Source organism: Micromonospora sp. ATCC 39149, assembly GCF_000158815.1.
Lineage (GTDB): Bacteria > Actinomycetota > Actinomycetes > Mycobacteriales > Micromonosporaceae > Micromonospora.
Window position 1 is genome coordinate 1,587,030 of record NZ_GG657738.1, and the last position, 18,858, is coordinate 1,605,887.

At 73.6% G+C, this 18,858-nt stretch carries 17 protein-coding genes and 1 pseudogene; all 18 read right to left on the bottom strand.

All coding sequences use genetic code 11. The annotated features are described in order from the left end of the window. Positions 1 to 17 precede the first annotated feature (17 nt). The gene (lspA, locus tag MCAG_RS06385; RefSeq protein ID WP_007072151.1) at positions 18 to 626 is read right to left on the bottom strand and encodes a signal peptidase II; all 609 of its coding nucleotides are present in this window, start codon (positions 624 to 626) and stop codon (positions 18 to 20) included. A gap of 62 nt (positions 627 to 688) precedes the next feature. Further along, entirely contained in the window at positions 689 to 1,108 is a 420-nt protein-coding gene (locus tag MCAG_RS06390) for a TraR/DksA family transcriptional regulator (protein ID WP_007072152.1), read from the bottom strand. A gap of 223 nt (positions 1,109 to 1,331) precedes the next feature. Further along, complete coding sequence (locus MCAG_RS06395; protein ID WP_036372567.1) at positions 1,332 to 2,837, bottom strand: potassium/proton antiporter; 1,506 nt, start codon at positions 2,835 to 2,837, stop codon at positions 1,332 to 1,334. A 22-nt stretch (positions 2,838 to 2,859) separates the two neighbouring features. Beyond that, complete coding sequence (locus tag MCAG_RS06400) at positions 2,860 to 3,159, bottom strand: DUF167 domain-containing protein (RefSeq protein ID WP_007072154.1); 300 nt, start codon at positions 3,157 to 3,159, stop codon at positions 2,860 to 2,862. A 6-nt stretch (positions 3,160 to 3,165) separates the two neighbouring features. Further along, positions 3,166 to 3,783: a hypothetical protein gene (locus MCAG_RS06405; RefSeq protein ID WP_007072155.1), complete on the bottom strand. Its 618-nt coding sequence runs from the start codon at positions 3,781 to 3,783 to the stop codon at positions 3,166 to 3,168. A 74-nt stretch (positions 3,784 to 3,857) separates the two neighbouring features. Then, positions 3,858 to 4,661 carry a DivIVA domain-containing protein gene (locus tag MCAG_RS06410; RefSeq protein ID WP_036372568.1) on the bottom strand — a complete coding sequence of 268 codons (804 nt, stop codon included), beginning with the start codon at positions 4,659 to 4,661 and terminating at the stop codon, positions 3,858 to 3,860. A 55-nt stretch (positions 4,662 to 4,716) separates the two neighbouring features. Then, a complete protein-coding gene (locus tag MCAG_RS06415; protein WP_007072157.1) occupies positions 4,717 to 5,016 on the bottom strand; it encodes a YggT family protein in 300 nt (99 codons plus the stop codon). A 29-nt stretch (positions 5,017 to 5,045) separates the two neighbouring features. Then, positions 5,046 to 5,768: a cell division protein SepF gene (locus MCAG_RS06420; RefSeq protein ID WP_007072158.1), complete on the bottom strand. Its 723-nt coding sequence runs from the start codon at positions 5,766 to 5,768 to the stop codon at positions 5,046 to 5,048. Positions 5,769 to 5,956: 188 nt separating this feature from the next. Beyond that, positions 5,957 to 6,718, bottom strand: a complete 762-nt coding sequence (locus tag MCAG_RS06425; RefSeq protein ID WP_050777886.1) for a YggS family pyridoxal phosphate-dependent enzyme — start codon at positions 6,716 to 6,718, stop codon at positions 5,957 to 5,959. A 9-nt stretch (positions 6,719 to 6,727) separates the two neighbouring features. Beyond that, positions 6,728 to 7,840: a cell division protein FtsZ gene (gene ftsZ, locus MCAG_RS06430; RefSeq protein ID WP_036372570.1), complete on the bottom strand. Its 1,113-nt coding sequence runs from the start codon at positions 7,838 to 7,840 to the stop codon at positions 6,728 to 6,730. A 275-nt stretch (positions 7,841 to 8,115) separates the two neighbouring features. Beyond that, positions 8,116 to 8,934, bottom strand: a complete 819-nt coding sequence (locus MCAG_RS06435; RefSeq protein WP_007072161.1) for a cell division protein FtsQ/DivIB — start codon at positions 8,932 to 8,934, stop codon at positions 8,116 to 8,118. After that, on the bottom strand, positions 8,931 to 10,388 hold the full coding sequence (gene murC, locus MCAG_RS06440; RefSeq protein ID WP_036372573.1) for a UDP-N-acetylmuramate--L-alanine ligase: 1,458 nt from the start codon (positions 10,386 to 10,388) through the stop codon (positions 8,931 to 8,933). The genes MCAG_RS06435 and murC overlap by 4 nt, the downstream gene beginning before the upstream one ends. Before the next feature lie 34 nt (positions 10,389 to 10,422). After that, positions 10,423 to 11,529, bottom strand: coding sequence for an undecaprenyldiphospho-muramoylpentapeptide beta-N-acetylglucosaminyltransferase (murG, locus tag MCAG_RS06445; RefSeq protein WP_007072163.1), 1,107 nt, complete (start codon positions 11,527 to 11,529; stop codon positions 10,423 to 10,425). Next, positions 11,529 to 12,935 (bottom strand): FtsW/RodA/SpoVE family cell cycle protein, encoded by a 1,407-nt coding sequence (locus MCAG_RS06450; protein WP_232290353.1) that lies wholly within the window; start codon positions 12,933 to 12,935, stop codon positions 11,529 to 11,531. Before MCAG_RS06450 ends, murG begins: the two co-directional genes overlap by 1 nt. 215 nt (positions 12,936 to 13,150) lie before the next feature. Next, positions 13,151 to 14,284, bottom strand: a complete 1,134-nt coding sequence (gene mraY / locus MCAG_RS06455) for a phospho-N-acetylmuramoyl-pentapeptide-transferase (RefSeq protein WP_036372580.1) — start codon at positions 14,282 to 14,284, stop codon at positions 13,151 to 13,153. Beyond that, on the bottom strand, positions 14,281 to 15,681 hold the full coding sequence (gene murF / locus MCAG_RS06460) for a UDP-N-acetylmuramoyl-tripeptide--D-alanyl-D-alanine ligase (protein ID WP_007072166.1): 1,401 nt from the start codon (positions 15,679 to 15,681) through the stop codon (positions 14,281 to 14,283). The genes mraY and murF overlap by 4 nt, the downstream gene beginning before the upstream one ends. Continuing rightward, positions 15,678 to 17,179 (bottom strand): annotated as a pseudogene (locus MCAG_RS06465) (UDP-N-acetylmuramoyl-L-alanyl-D-glutamate--2,6-diaminopimelate ligase). The gene murF and the pseudogene MCAG_RS06465 overlap by 4 nt, the downstream one beginning before the upstream one ends. A 118-nt stretch (positions 17,180 to 17,297) precedes the next feature. Further along, positions 17,298 to 18,858: penicillin-binding protein 2 (locus MCAG_RS06470; protein WP_036372582.1), on the bottom strand; the 1,561-nt coding region annotated here is incomplete at its 5' end.

The following is an 18,858-nucleotide window of genomic DNA, read 5'->3' on the forward strand; positions in this document are numbered from 1 at the left end:
GTCGCCGCCGGCGGCCGTCACGCCCGCTCCCGCTGCTCGACCGGGGCCTGTGCGGCGGGCTGCTTCCGGCCGAGCCGGGACCCGTCGCGCTGCCGGCCGGTCAGCTCCAGAAACACGGCCAGCACGACGCCACAGACCAGCGCGCTGTCGGCCAGGTTGAACACCGGCCACACCTGCCCGTACGGGTCGAAGAGGCTGATCATGTCGACCACGTGGCCCACGAAGTGGCCCGGGGCGCGGAAGATCCGGTCGGCCAGGTTGCCCAGCGCCCCGCCGAGCACCAGGCCGAGCGAAACCCCCCACGGCACCGAACGCAGCCGCAGCGCCATCCACCCGATCCAGCCGATCACCGCCATGGTGATCAGCGGGAAGATCCAGGTGTGGTCGCTGCCGATGCTCCACGCCGCACCGCTGTTGCGGGTGAGGCTGAGGTAGACCGCGCCCCCGAGCAGCTTCACCGGCTCCCGGTCACTGAGCGCCTGGAGCGCCAGGTGCTTGATGAGCAGGTCGGCCAGGAAGGCGACCAGGCCGACGCTGGCGAGGATCACGATCGCCCGGCGTCGGGGCCTGCCCCCGCCTGGCTCGGCGGTGCCGGTCTCGGATCCGGCGGGCGGTGTAGCCGTCATCTGCTCCCCATCGACGCTCTCGGCGGTGATCGCTCACCGTCCTGATCGGCCGGGGAGCGAGGTCAGCGCCGCTCCTCCAGCTGCTTGCACTTCACGCAGAGCGTCGCCGACGGGAAGGCGGCGAGCCGCTCCACCGGGATCGGATCGCCGCACTTCTCGCACCAGCCGTAGCCGCCCTCGTCGAGCCGCTCCAGGGCCCGCTCGACCTGCGTGATCCGTTCCCGGATGCTGTTGGCGAGTGAGATCTCCTGCTCCCGCTCGAGCGTCTTGGTCCCGGTGTCGGCCTGATCGTCCCCGGCCGAGTCGGTCAGCCGGTCGCGCTGCAGCTCGGTGATCTCGCTCAGCGTCTGATCGTACTCGGCGCTCAACTCGTCGCGACGGGCCGCCAGCGCGGCCCGGATCTTCTCGGTCTCCGCCGCGCTGCGGGTGGTCCTGGCCACCGGCTTGCGCCCGGCGGTCCTGGTGTCGGCTGGCTTCACCATCGTCACTCCCTCGCGCCACGGGACCGCGGCATGCCGCGGCCTCTGGACAGGGGGCACCGGCCTGGCGCCCCCAGGTAACAAAACGGGCGCGCGGCGAGGACCGCCGCGCACTCCGGAGGTTGGCAAGAATACGGAACGTACAGGCGTCCGACAACGTGCCGCACCGCCGTACCGCCATTCCGCCTCGATAAGCCCATAGATGGGCAAAAGGAACGCTAGCAGATCAGTCTTCGCGGTCGTCGCCGTACTCGCCAAACCATCGGGCCAGGCGGCCCCGGCGGCTGACCGCCCGCAGCCGCCGCTCGGCCGCGTCCCGCACCCCGGCGGTGGCCACGATCAGCAGGCTGTCGCCCGCCTTCAGCCGGGTGTTCGGGCCGGGCACGAAGCCCGCCCCGTCGCGCAGCACCAGCGTCACCGATGCGCCCGCCGGCAGCCGCAGCTCGTCCACGTGCACCCCGCCCAGTCGCGAGCCCGGGGGCACCTCCAACTGGAGCAGGTCGGCCCGCATCCGTTCCAGCGGCGCGGTCTCCACCCGGATCTCCGCCGGCTCGGCGGGCGCGGTCACCCGCAGCCGGCGCGCGGCCGGGGCGAGCGTGCCCGCCTGGAGCACCGTGAAGATCACCACCAGCACGAAGACCGCGTCGAAGAGCTGCTCCGCCCCCGGCACCCGCTGCGACAGCGGGATGGTCGCCAGCACGATCGGCACCGCCCCGCGCAGCCCCGCCCAGGACAGGAACGCTTGCTCGCGCGGGCCGATGCGGAACGGGGTGGCCGACACCGCGACCGACAGCGGGCGGGCGAGCAGCAGCAGCGCCAGCCCCGCGACGACCGCCGGCAGCACCGCCGCCTCCAACCGGCCCGGCGAGACCAGCAGCCCGAGCAGCACGAACAGTCCGATCTGGGCCAGCCAGGCCAGCCCGTCGGCGAAGCCGAGGATGGCCTGCCGGTGCGGCAGCCGGGCGTTGCCCAGCAGCACCCCCGCCACGTACACGGCGAGGAAGCCCGACGCGTGCAGCACCGCCCCGGCGGCGTACGCGAGCACGGTGAAGCCGACCACCGCGATCGGGTACAGCCCCGCCGAGGGCAGTGCCGCCCGGCGCAGCGCCGCCCGGCCGGCCAGCCCCGCACCCACCCCGACGGCGGCGCCCACACCCAGCTCGTAGCCGAGCAGCAGCACCTCGTACCACCACGGGTGGCCGGCCTCGGTGGCCGAGCGGGACAGCAGGACCACCAGCAGCACCGCCGGGGCGTCGTTCATCCCCGACTCGGCCTCGAGGGTGGCGACCAGCCGGGGCGGCAGGCGCAGCCGGCGCAGGGTCGCGAAGACCGCGGCGGCGTCGGTGGACGAGAGCACCGCGCCGTAGAGCATCGCCAGCCGCCAGTCCAGCCCGAGCAGCAGATGGACCACCAGGCCGACCACCAGGATGCTCACCACCACCCCGACGGTGGACAGCGCCGTGGCCACGCCGAGCACCGGGCGCAGGGTGCTCCACCGGGCGGTCAGCCCGCCCTCGGCGATGATCACGATCAGGGCGCAGAAGCCGAGGGTACGGGTCAGCTCGACGTCGTCGAACCGGATGCCCAGCCCGGACTCGCCGATCGCCACCCCGAGGGCCAGGTAGACCAAAAGGCTGGGCACGCCGAGGCGGCTGGAGAAACGGACCGCGCCCACCGCCACCAGCAGCACGCCGGCGCCGAGCAGCAACGCGAGATCGAACCCGGGGGTCATGCCGGCCCGGGGCGGCCAGCCATCACGGGCCGGTTCCGTCGCGCAGCCGGCGCAGCGCCTCCGCCAGCCCGGGCGTCGGGCGCTCGACGAGGAAGAGCTTGTCCCGGCTCGCCGCGCCGGCACGCAGGGCGACGGCCGCCGGCCGGATGCCGAGCGCGTCGGCGAGGGCCCGGCGGGCCGCCTCGGTGGCCCGGCCGTCGACCGGCGGGGCGTTCACGGCGATCACCAGGGCCGGCCCGTGCGGGCCGTCGTGTCGGCCACCGACGCGGGCCCTGGCGGCACCCGGCTTGACCCGCACGGCGACGGTGAGCGTGTCGTCCATCGGGAGTCAGCGCGGCCGGGCGTCGGCGAGGAGGGCATCGTCTGGCGCGCAGCGGGCGCACGGGGTGAAGCCCAGCCGCACCGCCTCGGCCACCGGCAGCGGCTCGGGCTCCCGGCCGTAGAGGTGGGCACAGTCGGCCAGGTGGTAACGGGGCCTGCCGTCCACCACCTGGACCTCGGCGTCGAGCTCGGCGACCAGCGCCGCGTCGGCCGGCGACACCCGCAGCGCGGGCGGCTCGTCCGCGGGCACTGCGGCCTTACCCGCCGCAGCCCCGTCCGGATTCGCCCCGGCGACCGGCGACCCGGGCGGTTGCCGCCACCCGGTGTCGTCGGCGTCGATCGGGGCAGAGGCGCGCTGGACCGGGATGTCCGGCCCGGCCGGGAAGTTGGCCCCGACCCGCCGGGCGCGGCCGGCCGGAGGCCGGCGTTCCTCGGTCGCGTCGGGGTCGACCCGGGCGGCTGCCGCCCGGCTGGCGGCCGCCTGGCGGGCACCCACCACCAACGCGATGGCGGCCAGCAGGCTGGCCGCGATGGAAGCGGCCAGCAGCACGCTGGAGCCACCGGCGAGGCCGACCACCAGAAGCACGACGGCGACGAGGATGAGCAGCAGGCTAGCGACTATCACGGCTCACCCCCGCCGCGTCGGATTCAGCTGGCACGGTCGGTGGCCGTCCCCACGACGGCCGCCGTACCCGAGGATCAGCGGCCGGACTCCAGCGCGCCGGAGCGCCCGCCACCATACGAACCGGCAAGGCCTGCGGCCGCGAGGCCGTTGCTGCCCCCGACGGCCCGGCCGCCCTCGGACCGGGCCATCTCGGCCTCCAGGCCCTGACCACGACCGTCGAGGTCGCGCAGCTGGCTCTCCAGGTACGCCTTGAGCCGGGTGCGGTACTCCCGCTCGAACTGCTTGAGCTCCTCGATGTGCTTCTGCAACGCGGTGCGCTTGGCGTCCAGGCCGCCCATGGCCTCCTGGTGCCGCTGGCGGGCGTCGCGCTCCAGGGCGTCGGCCTTCGCCCGCGCCTCGCGGGTGACCTCCTCGGCCTTGGAACGGGCCTCGGAGAGCAGCTGGTCGGCCTCGCGACGGGCGTCGGAGACGTGGTCGTCGGCGGTGCGCTGGGCCATCATCAGCACCCGCAGCGCCTGCTGCTCGCCGTCGCCGGCCACGGCCGGGCCGCCCTGGGCACGGACCTGCTCCAGCTCGGCCTGCATCGCGCGGGCGGCCTGCTCGGCCGCAGCCTTGTCGCGCTGCACCCGGTCGAGCTGGGCCTTGACGTCGTTCAGCTCGGCGGCGAGCCGGGCGTCGCCGCCCGGGCCGGCGGGGGCACCGCCGCGACCGCCACGCTCCACCTGGGCGCGCAGCTCGTTGTTCTCCTCGATCAGACGGGCAAGCTCGCGCTCGACCTCGTCCAGGAAGGCGTCGACCTCCTCCTCGTCGTACCCCCGCTTGCCGATCGGCGGCTTTTTGAAGGCGACGTTGTGGACGTCGGCCGGGGTCAGCGGCATCGAAACTCCTCGGGTCAGTTGCGGCCGCGTAGCGGGCTGGACCTGCGGGTCTTCATCACCCGAGGATCAGCCGCTTCAACACGAACTCCATCAGCACGAACAGGATAACCAGGAGCACAAGGGAGGCCAGGTCGATGCTCACGGTACCAATTCGCAGCGGAGGGATCACACGCCTCAACGCCTTAAGAGGCGGATCAGTGACGCTCCACACGGATTCCAGCCCCACCGTCGCCCCCCGGCCGGGCTGCCAGCGACGCCCATAGGCGAGGACCGCGCTGAGGACAAACCGGGCCAGAAGAATGATCAGGAAGACATACAGAATCAGGTACAGCACTTGCAGCACGATCGACAACACAGCAGGCGACGTCCCTCGGTCGGGCGGGGCTAACTCAGGCTGAAAAACCCACCCTCAGCGATCTTGGCCTTGTCCTCTGCGGTGACCTGGACGTTGGCCGGTGAGAGCAGGAACACCCGGTTGGTCACGCGCTCGATCGTACCGCGCAGCCCGAAGGCCAGCCCGGCAGCGAAGTCGACCAACCGGCGGGCATCGGACTCGTCCATCTCGGTGAGGTTGATGATCACCGGGACGCCGTCGCGGAAGTGCTCCCCGATCGTGCGGGCCTCCCGGTAGGTGGTGGGATGCAGCGTGGTGATCTGGTACCGCTGCTCCTCCTCGACCGGGGCCACCCGCTCCCTCGGCTGGGCCTGCGGGGCCAGGGCGAGGTTGTCCCGGGTGTGGTAGGTCAGCGCCCCGGAGCCGTCCGCGCCGGAGCTGCGGGTGATCGACCGGACGCTGGAGCGGTCGGCGCGCTCGACCCGCTCGCCGCGCTCCGGCCGGTCGGAGTCCAACCGGTCCCGGTCGGAGTCCAACGGGCGGGTGGCGGAGCGCTCGGTCAGCCGGCCCCGCTCACCGGCCCGGGGCCGGGGTGCCGGCGACTCGTCGGCGTCGTCGTCATCGTCGTCGGTGAACTCCTCGGCGTACCGGCCCTGCCGGTAGCGCGACGACTCGCGGTAGCCACCCTTGTCGTAGCCACCGTCGTCGTACGCTCGCTCGTCGTCCTCCTCGACCAGACCGAGCCAGACCCCCGCCTTGCGCAGTGCACCCATCCCGCGCCCTTCCGTCCGCCGTGCGGCACGCGCCCCCGTGCCGTGTCGCTTCTCGCGAGTGGACAACTGCCCACCGGACCGGAACGGCAATCCCCGGCCCACGATTCGCGGTCGCGGACCGCGCCCCCTGACGAAGGGACGCCGCTCCTGAAACAACACTGATGTAATTTGCTTCTCTCGCGGAGAGGCTACCGCAGCCTGGAACGCATTCCGAGCAACGCGCTGCCGACGCGGACATGTGTCGCGCCGTACTCGATCGCGATTTCCAGGTCCCCGCTCATGCCGGCGGAGAGCGCGACCGCCTCCGGATGGGCCGTGCGGAACGTTCGCGCCACCTCGGCGAGCCGGGCGAACGCCCGCTCCGGCTCCCAGCCCAGCGGGGCCACCGCCATCAGCCCGGCCAGCCGCAGCCCCGCCGCGCCGGCCACCGCCTCGGCCACCGGGCCGAGCCCGGCGTCCGGGTCGACCGAGCCCGGCAGCGCCCCACCCCGGGCGGGGTCGGCGTCGACGCTGACCTGGACAAACACGTCGACCGGGCGGTCCCGGTTCGTCAGGGCCGCGGCGTCGAGCGCCCGAGCCAGCCGGACGCTGTCGACCGACTGGACGACGTCGGCGTAGCGGACCACCGACCGGCACTTGTTGCGCTGCAACTGCCCGATGAAGTGCCAGCGGGGCGTCGCCCCGGCGGCGGCCACCTCGGCGGCCTTGCCGGCGGCCTCCTGGTCGCGGTTCTCCCCCATGTCGACCACGCCGAGACTGGCCAGGGCCAGCACGTCGGAGGCCGGGTACGTCTTGGTCACCGCGATCATGGTGACCTCGGTACGGTCCCGCCCTACGGCCGCGCAGGCGTCGGCGATGCGGGCCCGGACCCGGGCCAGCCCGACCGCCAGCTCGGCCCGGCGGTCGGGGTGCCCCGGGTCAGGGCGCACCGTCGGGTTCACGTCGGTCATCTCCGGCGGTCAGGATCCGTTCTTGAGGAAGTCCGGCACGTCCACGTCGTCGAAGAGCACCCGGCGCGGCGACTGGGACGGTGCCGGCATCGTGGTCGGGGGCGGCACCGGCGTGGTGGGCTGGGCCGGCTGGTTCTGGTTGCTCTTGCGGCTCGGCTCGGGCTTGTACGCCGGCGTCCCGCTGTCGAACCCGGCGGCGATCACGGTGACCCGCACCTCGTCGCCGAGGGCGTCGTCGATGACCGCGCCGAAGATGATGTTGGCGTCCGGGTGGGCCGCGTCCGTGACCAGCTGGGCCGCGTCGTTGATCTCGAACAGGCCGAGGTCCGAGCCGCCGGCGATGGAGAGCAGCACGCCGCGCGCGCCGTCCATGCTCTGCTCCAGCAGCGGGCTGGAGATGGCCGCCTCCGCCGCCTCGACCGCGCGGTTCTCGCCCCGGGCGCTGCCGATGCCCATGAGCGCGCTGCCCGCGCCGCTCATCACGCTCTTGACGTCGGCGAAGTCCAGGTTGATCAGACCCGGAGTGGTGATCAGGTCGGTGATGCCCTGGACACCGGAGAGAAGCACCTGGTCTGCCGTGCGGAACGCGTCCATCATGCTGATGTTGCGGTCGCCGAGCGCCAGCAGCCGGTCGTTGGGGATGACGATCAGCGTGTCGCACTGGTTGCGCAGCTCGTCTATCCCCGCCTCGGCCTGCACCTGGCGGCGCTTGCCCTCGAACGAGAACGGGCGGGTGACCACGCCGATGGTCAGCGCGCCGAGCTTACGGGCGATGTTCGCCACCACCGGCGCGCCGCCGGTGCCGGTGCCGCCGCCCTCGCCGCAGGTCACGAAGACCATGTCGGCGCCCTTGAGCACCTCCTCGATCTCGTCGCGGTGGTCCTCGGCGGCGTTCTTGCCGACGTCCGGGTTGGCGCCCGCACCGAGCCCCCGGGTCAGCTCGCGCCCCACGTCCAGCTTGACGTCGGCGTCGCTCATCAGCAGCGCCTGCGCGTCGGTGTTGATCGCGATGAACTCGACGCCCTTGAGCCCAACCTCGATCATCCGGTTGACGGCGTTGACGCCGCCACCCCCGATGCCGACGACCTTGATGACCGCCAGGTAGTTGTGCGGAGGTGTCATCTCCGGTCCTTTCCCTTCGAGATTGGCATGGGCCGACCCCACACGGCTTGGCCAGACCAGCGCCGACACGGCTGCGCCCCCGCGAGGCCGAGAGGTGAACCCTCACCCTCTACTAGAGGCTTACTGTTATGTCAACTACTGATCCTCTTCGGGGCAACGTAAGCGGCCTCACGCCCGGAGCCAAGGACCCGCCCGGCGTGTCGCCGCCGGAGAGGGCCACACCTCACTTCCGGGCCACCGGCCGGGCCACCACGCACGGACCGCTGACCGGCGGGTCACCTGAAGGTGACCACGTCCGGCGCGCTCACGTCGATCGTGTCGGCCTTGCGACCGAGCAGGACCGTGGCCACCCGCGCCTTGTCCGCGCCCCGGGTGGCATCCCCCCAGACGACGGTCCGGTCACCGCGCAGCCGCAGGCTGATCCGGGCCAATCCCTCGACGCTGACCTCCACCAACTCGCCGCGCAGCTCGGGGGTCAACGCGCCCAGCACCTCCAGCCCGGCCCGGGTTCCCGGATCCGCCGGGCCCGGCCGGACGACCCGCACCACCGGCAGGCCGTCGGGCTGCCGGGGCGACGACTGGAAGACCACCCCGGAGCGGTCGACCACGGCGAACCGTTCGCCCTGCGGCACCGCCGCCACCGGCGTGCGCTCCACCACCCGCACCACCAGGGTGCCCGGCCAGTCCCGGGTGACCGTCGCCCGCTCCACCGGGGGAAGGGCGCCGATCCGCCGGGCGACGGCGGCCAGGTCGACCCGCGCGAGCGGCTCGTCGTCCGGCACCGCGGCGGCCTCGCGGACCTCCACCGAGGTGACCAGCTCTGCGCCCTCCACCCGGACCTCGCGCACGCCGAGCAGCCCGGTGCCGAGCACCGTCCAGGCCACCAGCGCGGCCAGGGCCAACACCCCGACGGTCACCGCCCAGGGCAGCGCCGCGCGCATCCGGCGCCGCCGGGCCCGGGCCATGAACCGCCGGGTCGACGGCGGCACGGCGTCCGTGCCGGCCCGCACCAGCTGCCAGCGCCGCACCGGCCCACGCCGGCCCCCGCCCGGGTCCGCGCCGGCGGTACGACCGCGCGCCGGACCGGGGCTCATCCGGCGGTGGCCGCCGAGCCGCCGGCGGCGTTACCGGCACGGGCCGCCAGGGCCGCCAGCAGCTCGTCGCCCATCAGCGAGATCGGCGGCGCGCCCATGGTCACCACCACGTCGCCCGGGCGGGCCCGGCGGGCCACCTCGACCGGCACGTCGTCCCAGGAGCCCACGAAGACCTTCCGGTCGGCCGGCAGCGGCACCGCCTCGACCAGCGCGGCCGAGCCCTCTCCGGGCTGACGCACCTCGCCGGGGCCGAAGACCTCCAGCAGCACCAGCTCGTCGGCGATGCCGAGGGCCGCCGCGATCTCCGCCTGCAAGTCACGGGTGCGGTAGAGCCGGTACGGCTGGAACACCACGATCAGCCGCCCGTCGCCGGCCACCTCGCGCAGCGTCTGCAACGCCAGCGTCATCGAGGTGGGGTGGTAGGCGTACTCGTCGTAGACCAGCACCCCGTCGGCGACGCCCTTGCGCTCGAAACGCCGCCGCACCCCGGGGAACGCCGCCAGCGCGGCCTCCGCGGCCTCGACGGGCAACCCCAGCAGGTACGCGGTGAGCACCGCCGACGCGCTGTTGAGCCCCATGTGCCGCCCCGGCACCGGCAGCCGGAACTCGCCCAGCGAGCGCCCGTCGATCTCGGCGAGGTAGCGCACCCCCTGCGCGGAGGAGACGATCTCGCTCAGCCGCAGGTCGGCGTCGGCAGCCTCGCCGTACGTGTGCACCCGCCGTCCCTCGGCGCGCAGCGTCTGCGCCAGCCGCCGTCCGCCCGGGTCGTCGGCGCAGGTGACGATGAACCCGCGCCTGTCGGTGAGCCGGGCGAACTCGGCGAACGCCGCCTCCAGCGTGGCCAGGTCGCCGTACGTGTTGAGGTGGTCGGCCTCGATGTTGGTGATCAACGAGAGGTACGGGCGGTAGATGAGAAACGAGCGGTCGCTCTCGTCCGCCTCGACCACGAAGTGCTCGCCCGTGCCGTGGTGCGCCCCCGAGCCGACCTCGGAGATCTCCCCGCCGATCACGAAGGACGGATCGGCGCCGGCCTGCTGCAGCACCATCGTCACCATCGAGGTGGTGGTGGTCTTGCCGTGGGTGCCGGCGATCGCCACCGTGAGCCGGCCGGTCATCGCCGCCGCCAGGGCCTCGGAGCGGTGCAGCACCCGCAGCCCGCGCCGGCGCGCCTCCACCAGCTCCAGGTGGTCCTGCGGGATCGCCGAGGAGTAGACGACGGTGTCGACACCGTCGAGGTTGGCCGCCTCGTGGGTCATGTGGATGGTCCCGCCCAGCGCCCGCATCCCGGCCAGCGACGGCCACTCCCGCAGCTCGCTGCCGGAGACCGGCAGGCCCCGGGTGAGGAAGAGCCGGGCCAGCCCGCTCATGCCGACACCGCCGACCCCGATCAGGTGGATCCGGCCCAGGTCCTCGGCGGTCAGCGTGCCGGCCGGGGTGAACTGCGCGGTGTTCATGACGGGCACCTTCCGATCGCGACGGCCGGCCCGCTCACCGGGCCACCGCCTCGTAGACGAAGTTCAGCAGCGCCTCGTCGCCGTCGCGCCGCCCGTACGCCGCCGCGGCGGCGCCCATCGCCGCGAGCCGGTGCGGGTCGCGGATCAGCGGGATGACGGTGCGCTCCACCCAGGCCGGGGTCAGCTCGGCGTCGTCCACGAGCAGCCCGCCGCCGGCCTCCACCACGGGCAGCGCGTTGCGCTTCTGCTCCTGGTTGCTGTGCGGGTACGGCACGTAGATGGTGGGCAGCCCGATCGCGGCCACCTCGGCGCAGGTCATCGCCCCGCCCCGGCCGAGCATCAGGTCGGCGGCGGCGTAGCCGATCTCCATCTGGGACAGGTACGGCAGTGTCACGTACGGCACCGGCAGGTCGGTGGGGACCGGCACCGGCTCGTTGCGGGCGCCCATCACGTGCAGCACCTGCACGCCGTTGCGGGCCAGTTCCTTCGCCGCGCCGGCCACGGCGAGGTTGATCGAGCGGGCACCCTGCGAGCCGCCGGCGACGAAGAGCACCGGCAGGTCCGGGCGGAGTCCGAAGTGGGCGCGGGCGGCGGCGGCGTTGGCAGCCCGGTCCAGCCCGGCGATGCCCCGGCGCAGCGGCACGCCGACCACCCGGGCGTCGCGCAGCGCCTCCGCCTGGGTGGGCTGGTGCGGGAAGCCCACCGCGACGTTGCGCGTGAACTTCATCCCGAGCCGGTTGGCCACCCCCGGCGGCACGTTCACCTCGTGGATGACGATCGGCAGCTCGCGCCGCCAGGCGGCCAGGTAGCCGGGCACCGATACGTACCCGCCGAAGCCGACGACCACGTCGGCGCGCACCTCGTCGATCACCTTGCCCGCCGCGCGGGCCGCCTTCCACATCCGGTCCGGAGTGCGGACCAGGCTCATGTTCACCGACCGGGGCAGCTGGTAGGCGGGGATCTGCCGCAGGTCGTAGCCGGCCGGCGGGATCAGCTCGTTCTCCAGGCCCTTCGGTGTGCCGAGGCAGGTGATCCGGACGCCCGGGTCGTGTCGGCGAAGGCAGTCGGCGAAGGCGAGCAGCGGGTAGATGTGGCCACCCGTGCCCCCTCCACAGAGCACCACCGAACGCAGCGGACCCATCAGCGTCTCCTCTCGCTCGCCGCGCCGCCCCGGGCCCGGTCCGGCCGGGCACCGCGGGATGCGGCCTGGTCGTCCTCGCGCCGCGCCCGCGACCGGGGTACGGACCCACGGTCCGCCGGTGGCGGCGCCGGACGACGACGCCGGCCGGGAAGCGGCGGCAACGGGGCCCAGAGTAGTCGGACCCATCGGGCGGGCGGACGGGCGTGCAGGGCTCGGGCCGCGTCGGGTTCGCAGCGGGCGAACGAGGCGAGCATCCCAACCGCCGCCATGGTCACCACCAGGGCACTTCCGCCGTCGGAGATGAACGGCAGCGGCACGCCGGTCATCGGCATCAGGCCGATGACCCCGCCGATGTTGATGATCGCCTGGCCGACCAGCCAGGTGGTGGCCCCGGCCGCGGCGAGCCGGCGGAACGGGTCCTCCACCCGCCGGGCGATCCGCAGCCCGGTGTAGCCGAGCACCGCGAACAGGGTGATCAGCACCACGCAGCCGACCACGCCCAGCTCCTCGGCGAGCACGGCGAAGATGAAGTCGTTGTGCGCCTCGGGCAGCCAGCCGAACTTGAGGCTGCTCTTGCCCAGCCCGACGCCGAACCAGCCGCCGTGCTCGATGGCGTTGCGGCCCTGGACGAGCTGGTAGCACCAGGTCTCGAAGCACTCCTTGGGTTCGGGCGGGTTGAAGAAGATGGTGAGCCGGGCCAGCCGGTAGTTCTCCTCGCCCTTCGCCCCCGAGCCCGCGCCCAGCGAGGCGGCGGCGACGAGCAGCCCGATGCCGACCAGCCCGATCACCGACAGCACGGCGAACACCTTGGTCCGCACCCCGGCCGCCCAGAGCAGGCCGACGACGAGGGCCAACAGGCAGAGCATCGTGCCGACGTCGTTGTAGCCGACCAGCACGAACAGCAGCGCGACCACGGGGAACAGCGGGGTGGCCAGTTCCTTCCACCAGCCGAGCCGGGCGCCCTTGCGGGCCAGCACGTCGGCCCCCCACAGCACCAGCGCGAACTTCGCCAGCTCGGACGGCTGGAGCTGGATGCCGCCGACGAACAGCCACAGCAGCTCTGCCTCCAGCGGCCCGACCCGCTTCACCCCGAAGAACGAGTTCAGCGCCAGCAGCAGGTTGAGCACCAGCAGCAGCGCCACGGCGATCCCGAGCGCGGGCCCGGCCACCGACCGGTAGGTACTGGCCGGCAGCCGCTGGCACACCCAGAATGCCACCACCCCGATCACCGCGAAGATCGCCTGCTGGGTGGCGTCGGCGAAGGCGTTGCCCTCCTCGGCGTAGTTCTTCACGCTGGTGGCCGAGAAGACCATGGTCAGGCCGATGACCAACAGCAGGCCGGCGCTGGAGATCAGCAGGTAGTACGAGGCGAGCGGCCGGGCCAGCAGGCCGCGCAGCGCGGCCAGCCCGCCGGCGGCGTCCAGGCCGAACGCCGGCGCCGGCGGGGGGTCAGCGCTCTTCGCACCCCCCGCCGCCCGCCGGGGCTGTGTGTCCGCCGTCGTGCCGCTGCCTCGGTCCTCCCCCACCCGCCCATCATGGCGAATGTGAGCGCTCCGTTCCCGCCGAACGCCGTGGTCGGCGTGTCGCCGGGCAGAAGTAGGGCGGGGCGGGAGGTGGCGGCTCAGCCCATCGCGGCGAGGAAATCGCTGTAGAACAGGCCGAGCGCGATGGCCACGCCGATCCCCGCGATGATCCAGAACCGGACCACGATGTTGACCTCGCTCCATCCGGCGAGCTCGAAGTGGTGCTGGAGCGGCGACATCCGGAACACCCGCTTGCCCGTGGTGCGGAACGAGATGATCTGGATGACCACCGACATCGTGATGATCACGAACAGCCCGCCGATGATCGGCAGCAGCAGGATCGTCCGGGTGGACATCGCCATACCGGCGATCAGGCCGCCCAGGCCGAGTGCGCCGGTGTCGCCCATGAAGATCCGGGCCGGCGAGGTGTTCCACCACAGGAAGCCCACGCAGGCCCCGGCCGCCGCCCCGGCGATCAGCGCGATCTCCAGCGGGTCCCGCACCGTGTAGCAGTAGTTGTCCGGATTCGCCGTGTACGACGGGTCGGCGCACCAGTGCCGGTACTGCCAGAACGCGATCAGCGCGTACGCGGCGAGGACCATCACCGACGCGCCGGTGGCCAGGCCGTCCAGGCCGTCGGTGAGGTTCACGCCGTTGGTCGCCGCCATCACCACGAAGATGAAGATGACCACCGCGCCGATCTTGGAGACGTCCAGCGCGGGAATGTCCCGGATGAAGCTCAGCGTGGTGGCGCCGACGGTCTCGGTGTTGGTCGCCGCGCCACTGGCGTCGGTCATGCTGCTCGGGAAGTACAGCGCGACGACGCCGAAGGCCGCGCCGACCAGGATCTGGCCCGCCAGCTTGCCCCGCTTGTTGAGGCCGCCGCTGTGTCGCTTGCGGACCTTCAGGAAGTCGTCGATGAAGCCGACCGCGCCGGAGAACACCATCAGGCCCAGCAGCACCAGCGCGGTGATCGTCGGCTCGACCTGGGCGATCTGGGCATCCGGCAGGGTGGTCAGGGCGAGGTGCCCGGCGACGTACGCGATGACCGTGGCCAGGATGAAGACCACGCCGCCCATCGTCGGCGTGCCCTTCTTGCCCTGGTGCATGGCCGGGCCCTCGGCCCGGATCGGCTGGCCGGCCTTGAGCCGGGTGAACACCCTGATCGCGATCGGGGTGCAGAACAGTGAGACGAGGAAGGCCACCCCGATGGCGACGATCACCGCCCTCATGCGGCGGCTCCCCCGCCCGTGGCCTCGACGCGCAGCGCGTCGGCCACCTCCCAGGTGCGGTACCGGGAGCCCTTCACCAGGACCACGTCGCCCGGCCGTAGTTCGCTCCGCAGCACCTCGACGGCCGCCGCCTGATCGGTGAGCAGCACCGACTCTCCTCCCCAGTCCTCTACCGCTGTCGCGCCCTCGTGGATCGGCGCCGCCGGCTCGCCCACCACGAGCAGCCGGTCCACACCCAGCTCGGCCGCGAGCCGGCCGACCTCCAGGTGCCCCTGTCGTTCGTACTCCCCCAGCTCGGCCATGTAGCCGAGCACCGCGACCGCGCGCCCCGCGCCGCGCATCCCGGCGAGCGCCCGCAGCGCCACCGCCGTGGACGCCGGGTTCGCGTTGTACGAGTCGTCGATCACCGTCACGCCGTCGGGGCGCTCGAAGACGTCCATCCGACGGGTGGAGACCAGGCCCAGCTCGCCCAGCGCGGCGGCCAGCTCCGCCAGCGGCATCCCCAGCTCCCGGGCCACCGCCGCGGCGGCCAGCGAGTTCGACACCTGGTGCCGGCCGGTCAGCCCGAGCCGCACGGCCGCGCTCCCCTCCGGCGTCACCAGGGTGTACGCGGCGCGGCCCCGCCCGTCCAGGGTCACGTCCACGGCCCGGACGTCGGCGTGCGCCGCCTCGCCGTAGCGCACCACCCGGGCGGCGGTCCGTGCCGCCATCACGTCGACCAAGGGGTCGTCGGCGTTGAGCACGGCCAGCCCGTCGGCGGGCAGCGACTCGACCAGTTCCCCCTTGGCCAGCGCGATGTTCTCCACCGAGCCGAACTCGCCGAGGTGCGCCACGCCGACGTTGAGCACCACCGAGATGCGCGGCGGCACCACCTCGCACAGGTAGCGCACGTGCCCCACCCCCCGGGCGCCCTTCTCCAGCACCAGGAAGCGGGTGTCCTGGTCGGCCTGCAACGCCGTCCACGGGTGCCCCAGCTCGTTGTTGAACGACCCCGGCGGGGCCACCGTCGGGCCGAGCCGCACGGTGAGCTGGGCGATCAGGTCCTTGGTGGTGGTCTTGCCCGACGAGCCGGTCAGCCCGATCACGGTCAGCGCGGGCAGCCGGTCCACGACCGCGCGGGCCAGCCGGCCCATGGCGTCGAGGGCGTCGCCGACGAGCACCATCGGCACCCCGGGCACCTCGCGGGTGCCGAGCACCGCCACCGCGCCGCCGGCCACGGCCGCGGCGGCGTAGTCGTGACCGTCCACCTTCTCGCCGGGGAACGCGACGAACAGCCCGCCCGCACCGGCCTTGCGCGAGTCGAACTCCACCGGGCCGGTCACCAGGGCCGCGGGGTCGGCGGCGACCAGCCGGCCGCCGACCGCCTCGGCCACCTCGGCCAGCGTCAGCGGGATCATCGCCGGCCCGCCAGGTCCCCGAAGCGGGCACGCAGCGCGTCGGCCAGCTCCGTCCGGTCGTCGAACGGCAACACCTCGCCGCCCACCTCCTGCCCGCGCTCGTGCCCCTTGCCGAGCACGGCGATCACATCCCCCGGGGCGGCCAGCCGGACCGCCTCGTCGATCGCCGCGCGCCGGCCACCCACCTCGACGATCCGGGCCGGCGTGGCCGCCGCGTACGCCCCAACCAGCACCTCCGCCCGGATCGCCGCCGGCTCCTCGGTACGCGGGTTGTCGTCGGTCACCAGCACCACGTCGGCGCCCCGGGCGGCGGCGGCGCCCATCTCCGGCCGCTTGCCGCGGTCCCGGTCGCCGCCGGCGCCGATGACGCAGATCAACCGCCCGGCGCTGAGTTCACGCAGCGCGGCCAGGGCCGCCACGATGGCGTCGGTCTTGTGCGCGTAGTCGACCACCCCGCGCACCGGGCCGGCCGCCGAAACCAGCTCCAGCCGGCCGGGCACCCCGCCGCAGGCGGCCACCCCGGCGGCGGCGGTGGGCGCGTCCACGCCCGCGCCGACCAGCGCGGCGATGGCCAGCAGGGCGTTGGCGACGTTGTGCCGCCCGGGCAGCGCCACCCCGGCCGGCACGGTCAGCCCGCCGGGGCCGTGCGCGGTGAACCGCTGCGCGTACCCCTCGCCGTCGACGTCGGTGGCGTACCAGGTGGCCGTCGGGTCGCCGGCGGCCGAGTAGCTGACCGTGGCGGGGGTGAACAAGGGGCGCAGCGCCGGGTCGTCGTGGTTGAGCACCTCGACGGCGCAGCGCCCGTCGAACAGCTGCGCCTTCGCGGCGAAGTAGTCCGCCGAGTCGGCGTGGAAGTCCAGGTGGTCGGAGCCGAAGTTGGTGTACCCGCCGACGGTGAACCGCACCCCGCCGACCCGGCCCATGGCCAGGGCGTGGCTGGAGACCTCCATGACCAGCGCGGTGACCCCACGCTCCCGGGCGGCGGCGAGCATGGCGTGCAGGTCGGTGGCCTCCGGGGTGGTCCGCTCGCGTAGACCACCAGGTCGCCCAGCCGGGTCTCCGCCGTTCCGTCAGGCCGGTGACGTGGCCGGCGGCGCGCAGCCCCGACTCGACGAGAGTGGACCCCGAGGTCTTCCCGGCCGTACCGGTGATCCCGATGACAGTCAGCCCGCGGTGAGGTCGCCGTAGACGGCGGGAGGCGAGGGCGCCGAACCCCGCCACGGGGGGTCGGCGGCCACCAGCGCCGGCAGCCCCGCCCGGGGCCACCGCCCGGCGCGCCGGCCGGGTCGGTGAGGGCGGGCCACCGCGCCGGCGGCGAAACGCGGCGGCGGCGAACTCCGCGCCGTGGCGGCGGGCGCCGGGCAGCGCGGCGTACAGGTCGCCGGGGCGGACCTCCTGGCTGGCGTGGGTCACCCCGGTCACAAAAAAAGTCAGCGGCTCCTCCGGGGGCCTCGACGGCGAGCCGGTCGGCGAGTTCGCCGAGCCGGAGTCCGGTCACGGTACGGGGGCGTGGATTGCCGGGCACGGCGTCAGACCCTACCCGGTCGTCCGGTTCCGACCGTACAGCCGCCCCGGTGGTTCGTCCCCACCAACCGATGATGTCCCGCCGCGCCTGGTCAGCGCGGAAAGACCTCGAACTTGGGCGCCGGCGTGCCGGACGGGGGAACCCGGTTGCGGCTGAGCGTGTAGCCCATGATGTCGCGGAAGGCCGGCGCGGCGACCGCCCCGCCCCCGCCGCCGGGGCTCCACACGAAGACCGCCACCACGAAGCGCGGATTGTCCGCCGGGGCCATCCCGATGAACGAGCCGACCTCGCCGGGCTGCTGCTTGCCGTTGGCGTAGCGGAGGCCGGTGCCGGTCTTGCCGGCCACCCGGTAGCCGGGCACCGCCGCGGCGAGCCCGGTGGCCCCCTCGACGGTGGTGACCGCCTCCAGCATGGTCCGCAGCGCCGCCGCGTGCTGCGGGCTGAGCACCGACCGGGTGACCGGTGCCTTGCCCGGGGTGCGGCTGCCGTCCCGGCCGCTGATCACCTCTTTGATCAAATGCGGCTGGACGTACGTGCCGTTGTTGGCGATCGCGGCGTACGCGGCGGCCATCTGCAGCGGCGTGGCGTCGACGCTGTGCCCGATCGGCACCGACCCGTACGACGAACCGCTCCACGCCTGCGCGGGCAGCAGCCGGCCGCTGGCCTCTCCGGGCATGCCCTCGCCGGTGGGTTGGCCGAGCCCGAAGCGCTTCTGGTAGTCGATCAGCCGGTCCGGGCCGAGCTTGTCGGCGATCTCGATCGTGCCGACGTTCGACGAGTACGCGAGCATCCCGGCCAGGCTCATCCGCCGCCCGTTCGCCGGGTGGGTGTCGCGGAAGGTGGTGTCGCCCCTGACGATGGAGTCGGCGATCGGCAGCGCCGTGTCCGGGGTGACGACGCCCTCCTGCAACGCCGCGCCGAAGGTGATCGCCTTGTGGATCGAGCCGGGGTCGACCACGAAGCTGGTGGCCGCGTCCTCCCGGTCGGTCGGCTCGCTCTCCTCCGGCTTCGCGGCGTTGTAGGTGGGGTGACTGGCCTGGGCCAGCACCTCGCCGGTGGGCACGTCCATGACGACGGCCACGCCGACGCTGCCCTGCACCTTGGCCATCTGCCCCTTGAGCACCTGCTGCGCCTTGAACTGGATGTCCCGGTCGATGGTCAGGGTCAGGGAGCTGCCCGGCTTGGGCGCGGTGGTGCTGCTGTAGCCGCCCGGGATCGGGGCGTCCAGGTCGCCCTGGCCGGCCTCGTACACCCGGCGGCCGTTCTCGCCACGCAGCAGCTCGTCGTAGCGGGCCTCCAGCCCCTCCAGGCCGACCATGTCCTGGCTGGTGAAGCCAATCAGGTTGGCGGCCAGGTCGCCGCCGGGCACCTCGCGACGCTCGTCGCGGTGCACGCCGATGCCGAACAGGTCGAGCGCCACGATCTTCTTGGCGGTGGGGATGTCGACGCCACGGGCCAGGTACTCGAACTGGGAGGCGATCCCGTTCTCCAGGGTGCGCGGCTTCATCCGCTCGGCCAACTCGGAGGCCGGCAGGCCGAGCAGGGGCGACAGCGCCCGGGCGGTCGCCGCGCGGTCCTTGACCCGGGTCGGGTCGGCGAAGACGTACCGGGCCTCGACGCTGTTGGCCAGCGGGGCGCCGGTGCGGTCGTAG

Excerpts from the sequence above, each read along its gene's own strand:
- lspA (WP_007072151.1), bottom strand. The coding sequence starts at position 626 with ATGACGGCTACACCGCCCGCCGGATCCGAGACCGGCACCGCCGAGCCA.
- MCAG_RS06390 (WP_007072152.1), bottom strand. The coding sequence starts at position 1,108 with ATGGTGAAGCCAGCCGACACCAGGACCGCCGGGCGCAAGCCGGTGGCC.
- MCAG_RS06395 (WP_036372567.1), bottom strand. The coding sequence starts at position 2,837 with ATGACCCCCGGGTTCGATCTCGCGTTGCTGCTCGGCGCCGGCGTGCTG.
- MCAG_RS06400 (WP_007072154.1), bottom strand. The coding sequence starts at position 3,159 with ATGGACGACACGCTCACCGTCGCCGTGCGGGTCAAGCCGGGTGCCGCC.
- MCAG_RS06410 (WP_036372568.1), bottom strand. The coding sequence starts at position 4,661 with ATGCCGCTGACCCCGGCCGACGTCCACAACGTCGCCTTCAAAAAGCCG.
- MCAG_RS06420 (WP_007072158.1), bottom strand. The coding sequence starts at position 5,768 with ATGGGTGCACTGCGCAAGGCGGGGGTCTGGCTCGGTCTGGTCGAGGAG.
- MCAG_RS06425 (WP_050777886.1), bottom strand. The coding sequence starts at position 6,718 with ATGACCGACGTGAACCCGACGGTGCGCCCTGACCCGGGGCACCCCGAC.
- ftsZ (WP_036372570.1), bottom strand. The coding sequence starts at position 7,840 with ATGACACCTCCGCACAACTACCTGGCGGTCATCAAGGTCGTCGGCATC.
- MCAG_RS06435 (WP_007072161.1), bottom strand. The coding sequence starts at position 8,934 with ATGAGCCCCGGTCCGGCGCGCGGTCGTACCGCCGGCGCGGACCCGGGC.
- murC (WP_036372573.1), bottom strand. The coding sequence starts at position 10,388 with ATGAACACCGCGCAGTTCACCCCGGCCGGCACGCTGACCGCCGAGGAC.
- murG (WP_007072163.1), bottom strand. The coding sequence starts at position 11,529 with ATGGGTCCGCTGCGTTCGGTGGTGCTCTGTGGAGGGGGCACGGGTGGC.
- mraY (WP_036372580.1), bottom strand. The coding sequence starts at position 14,284 with ATGAGGGCGGTGATCGTCGCCATCGGGGTGGCCTTCCTCGTCTCACTG.
- murF (WP_007072166.1), bottom strand. The coding sequence starts at position 15,681 with ATGATCCCGCTGACGCTGGCCGAGGTGGCCGAGGCGGTCGGCGGCCGG.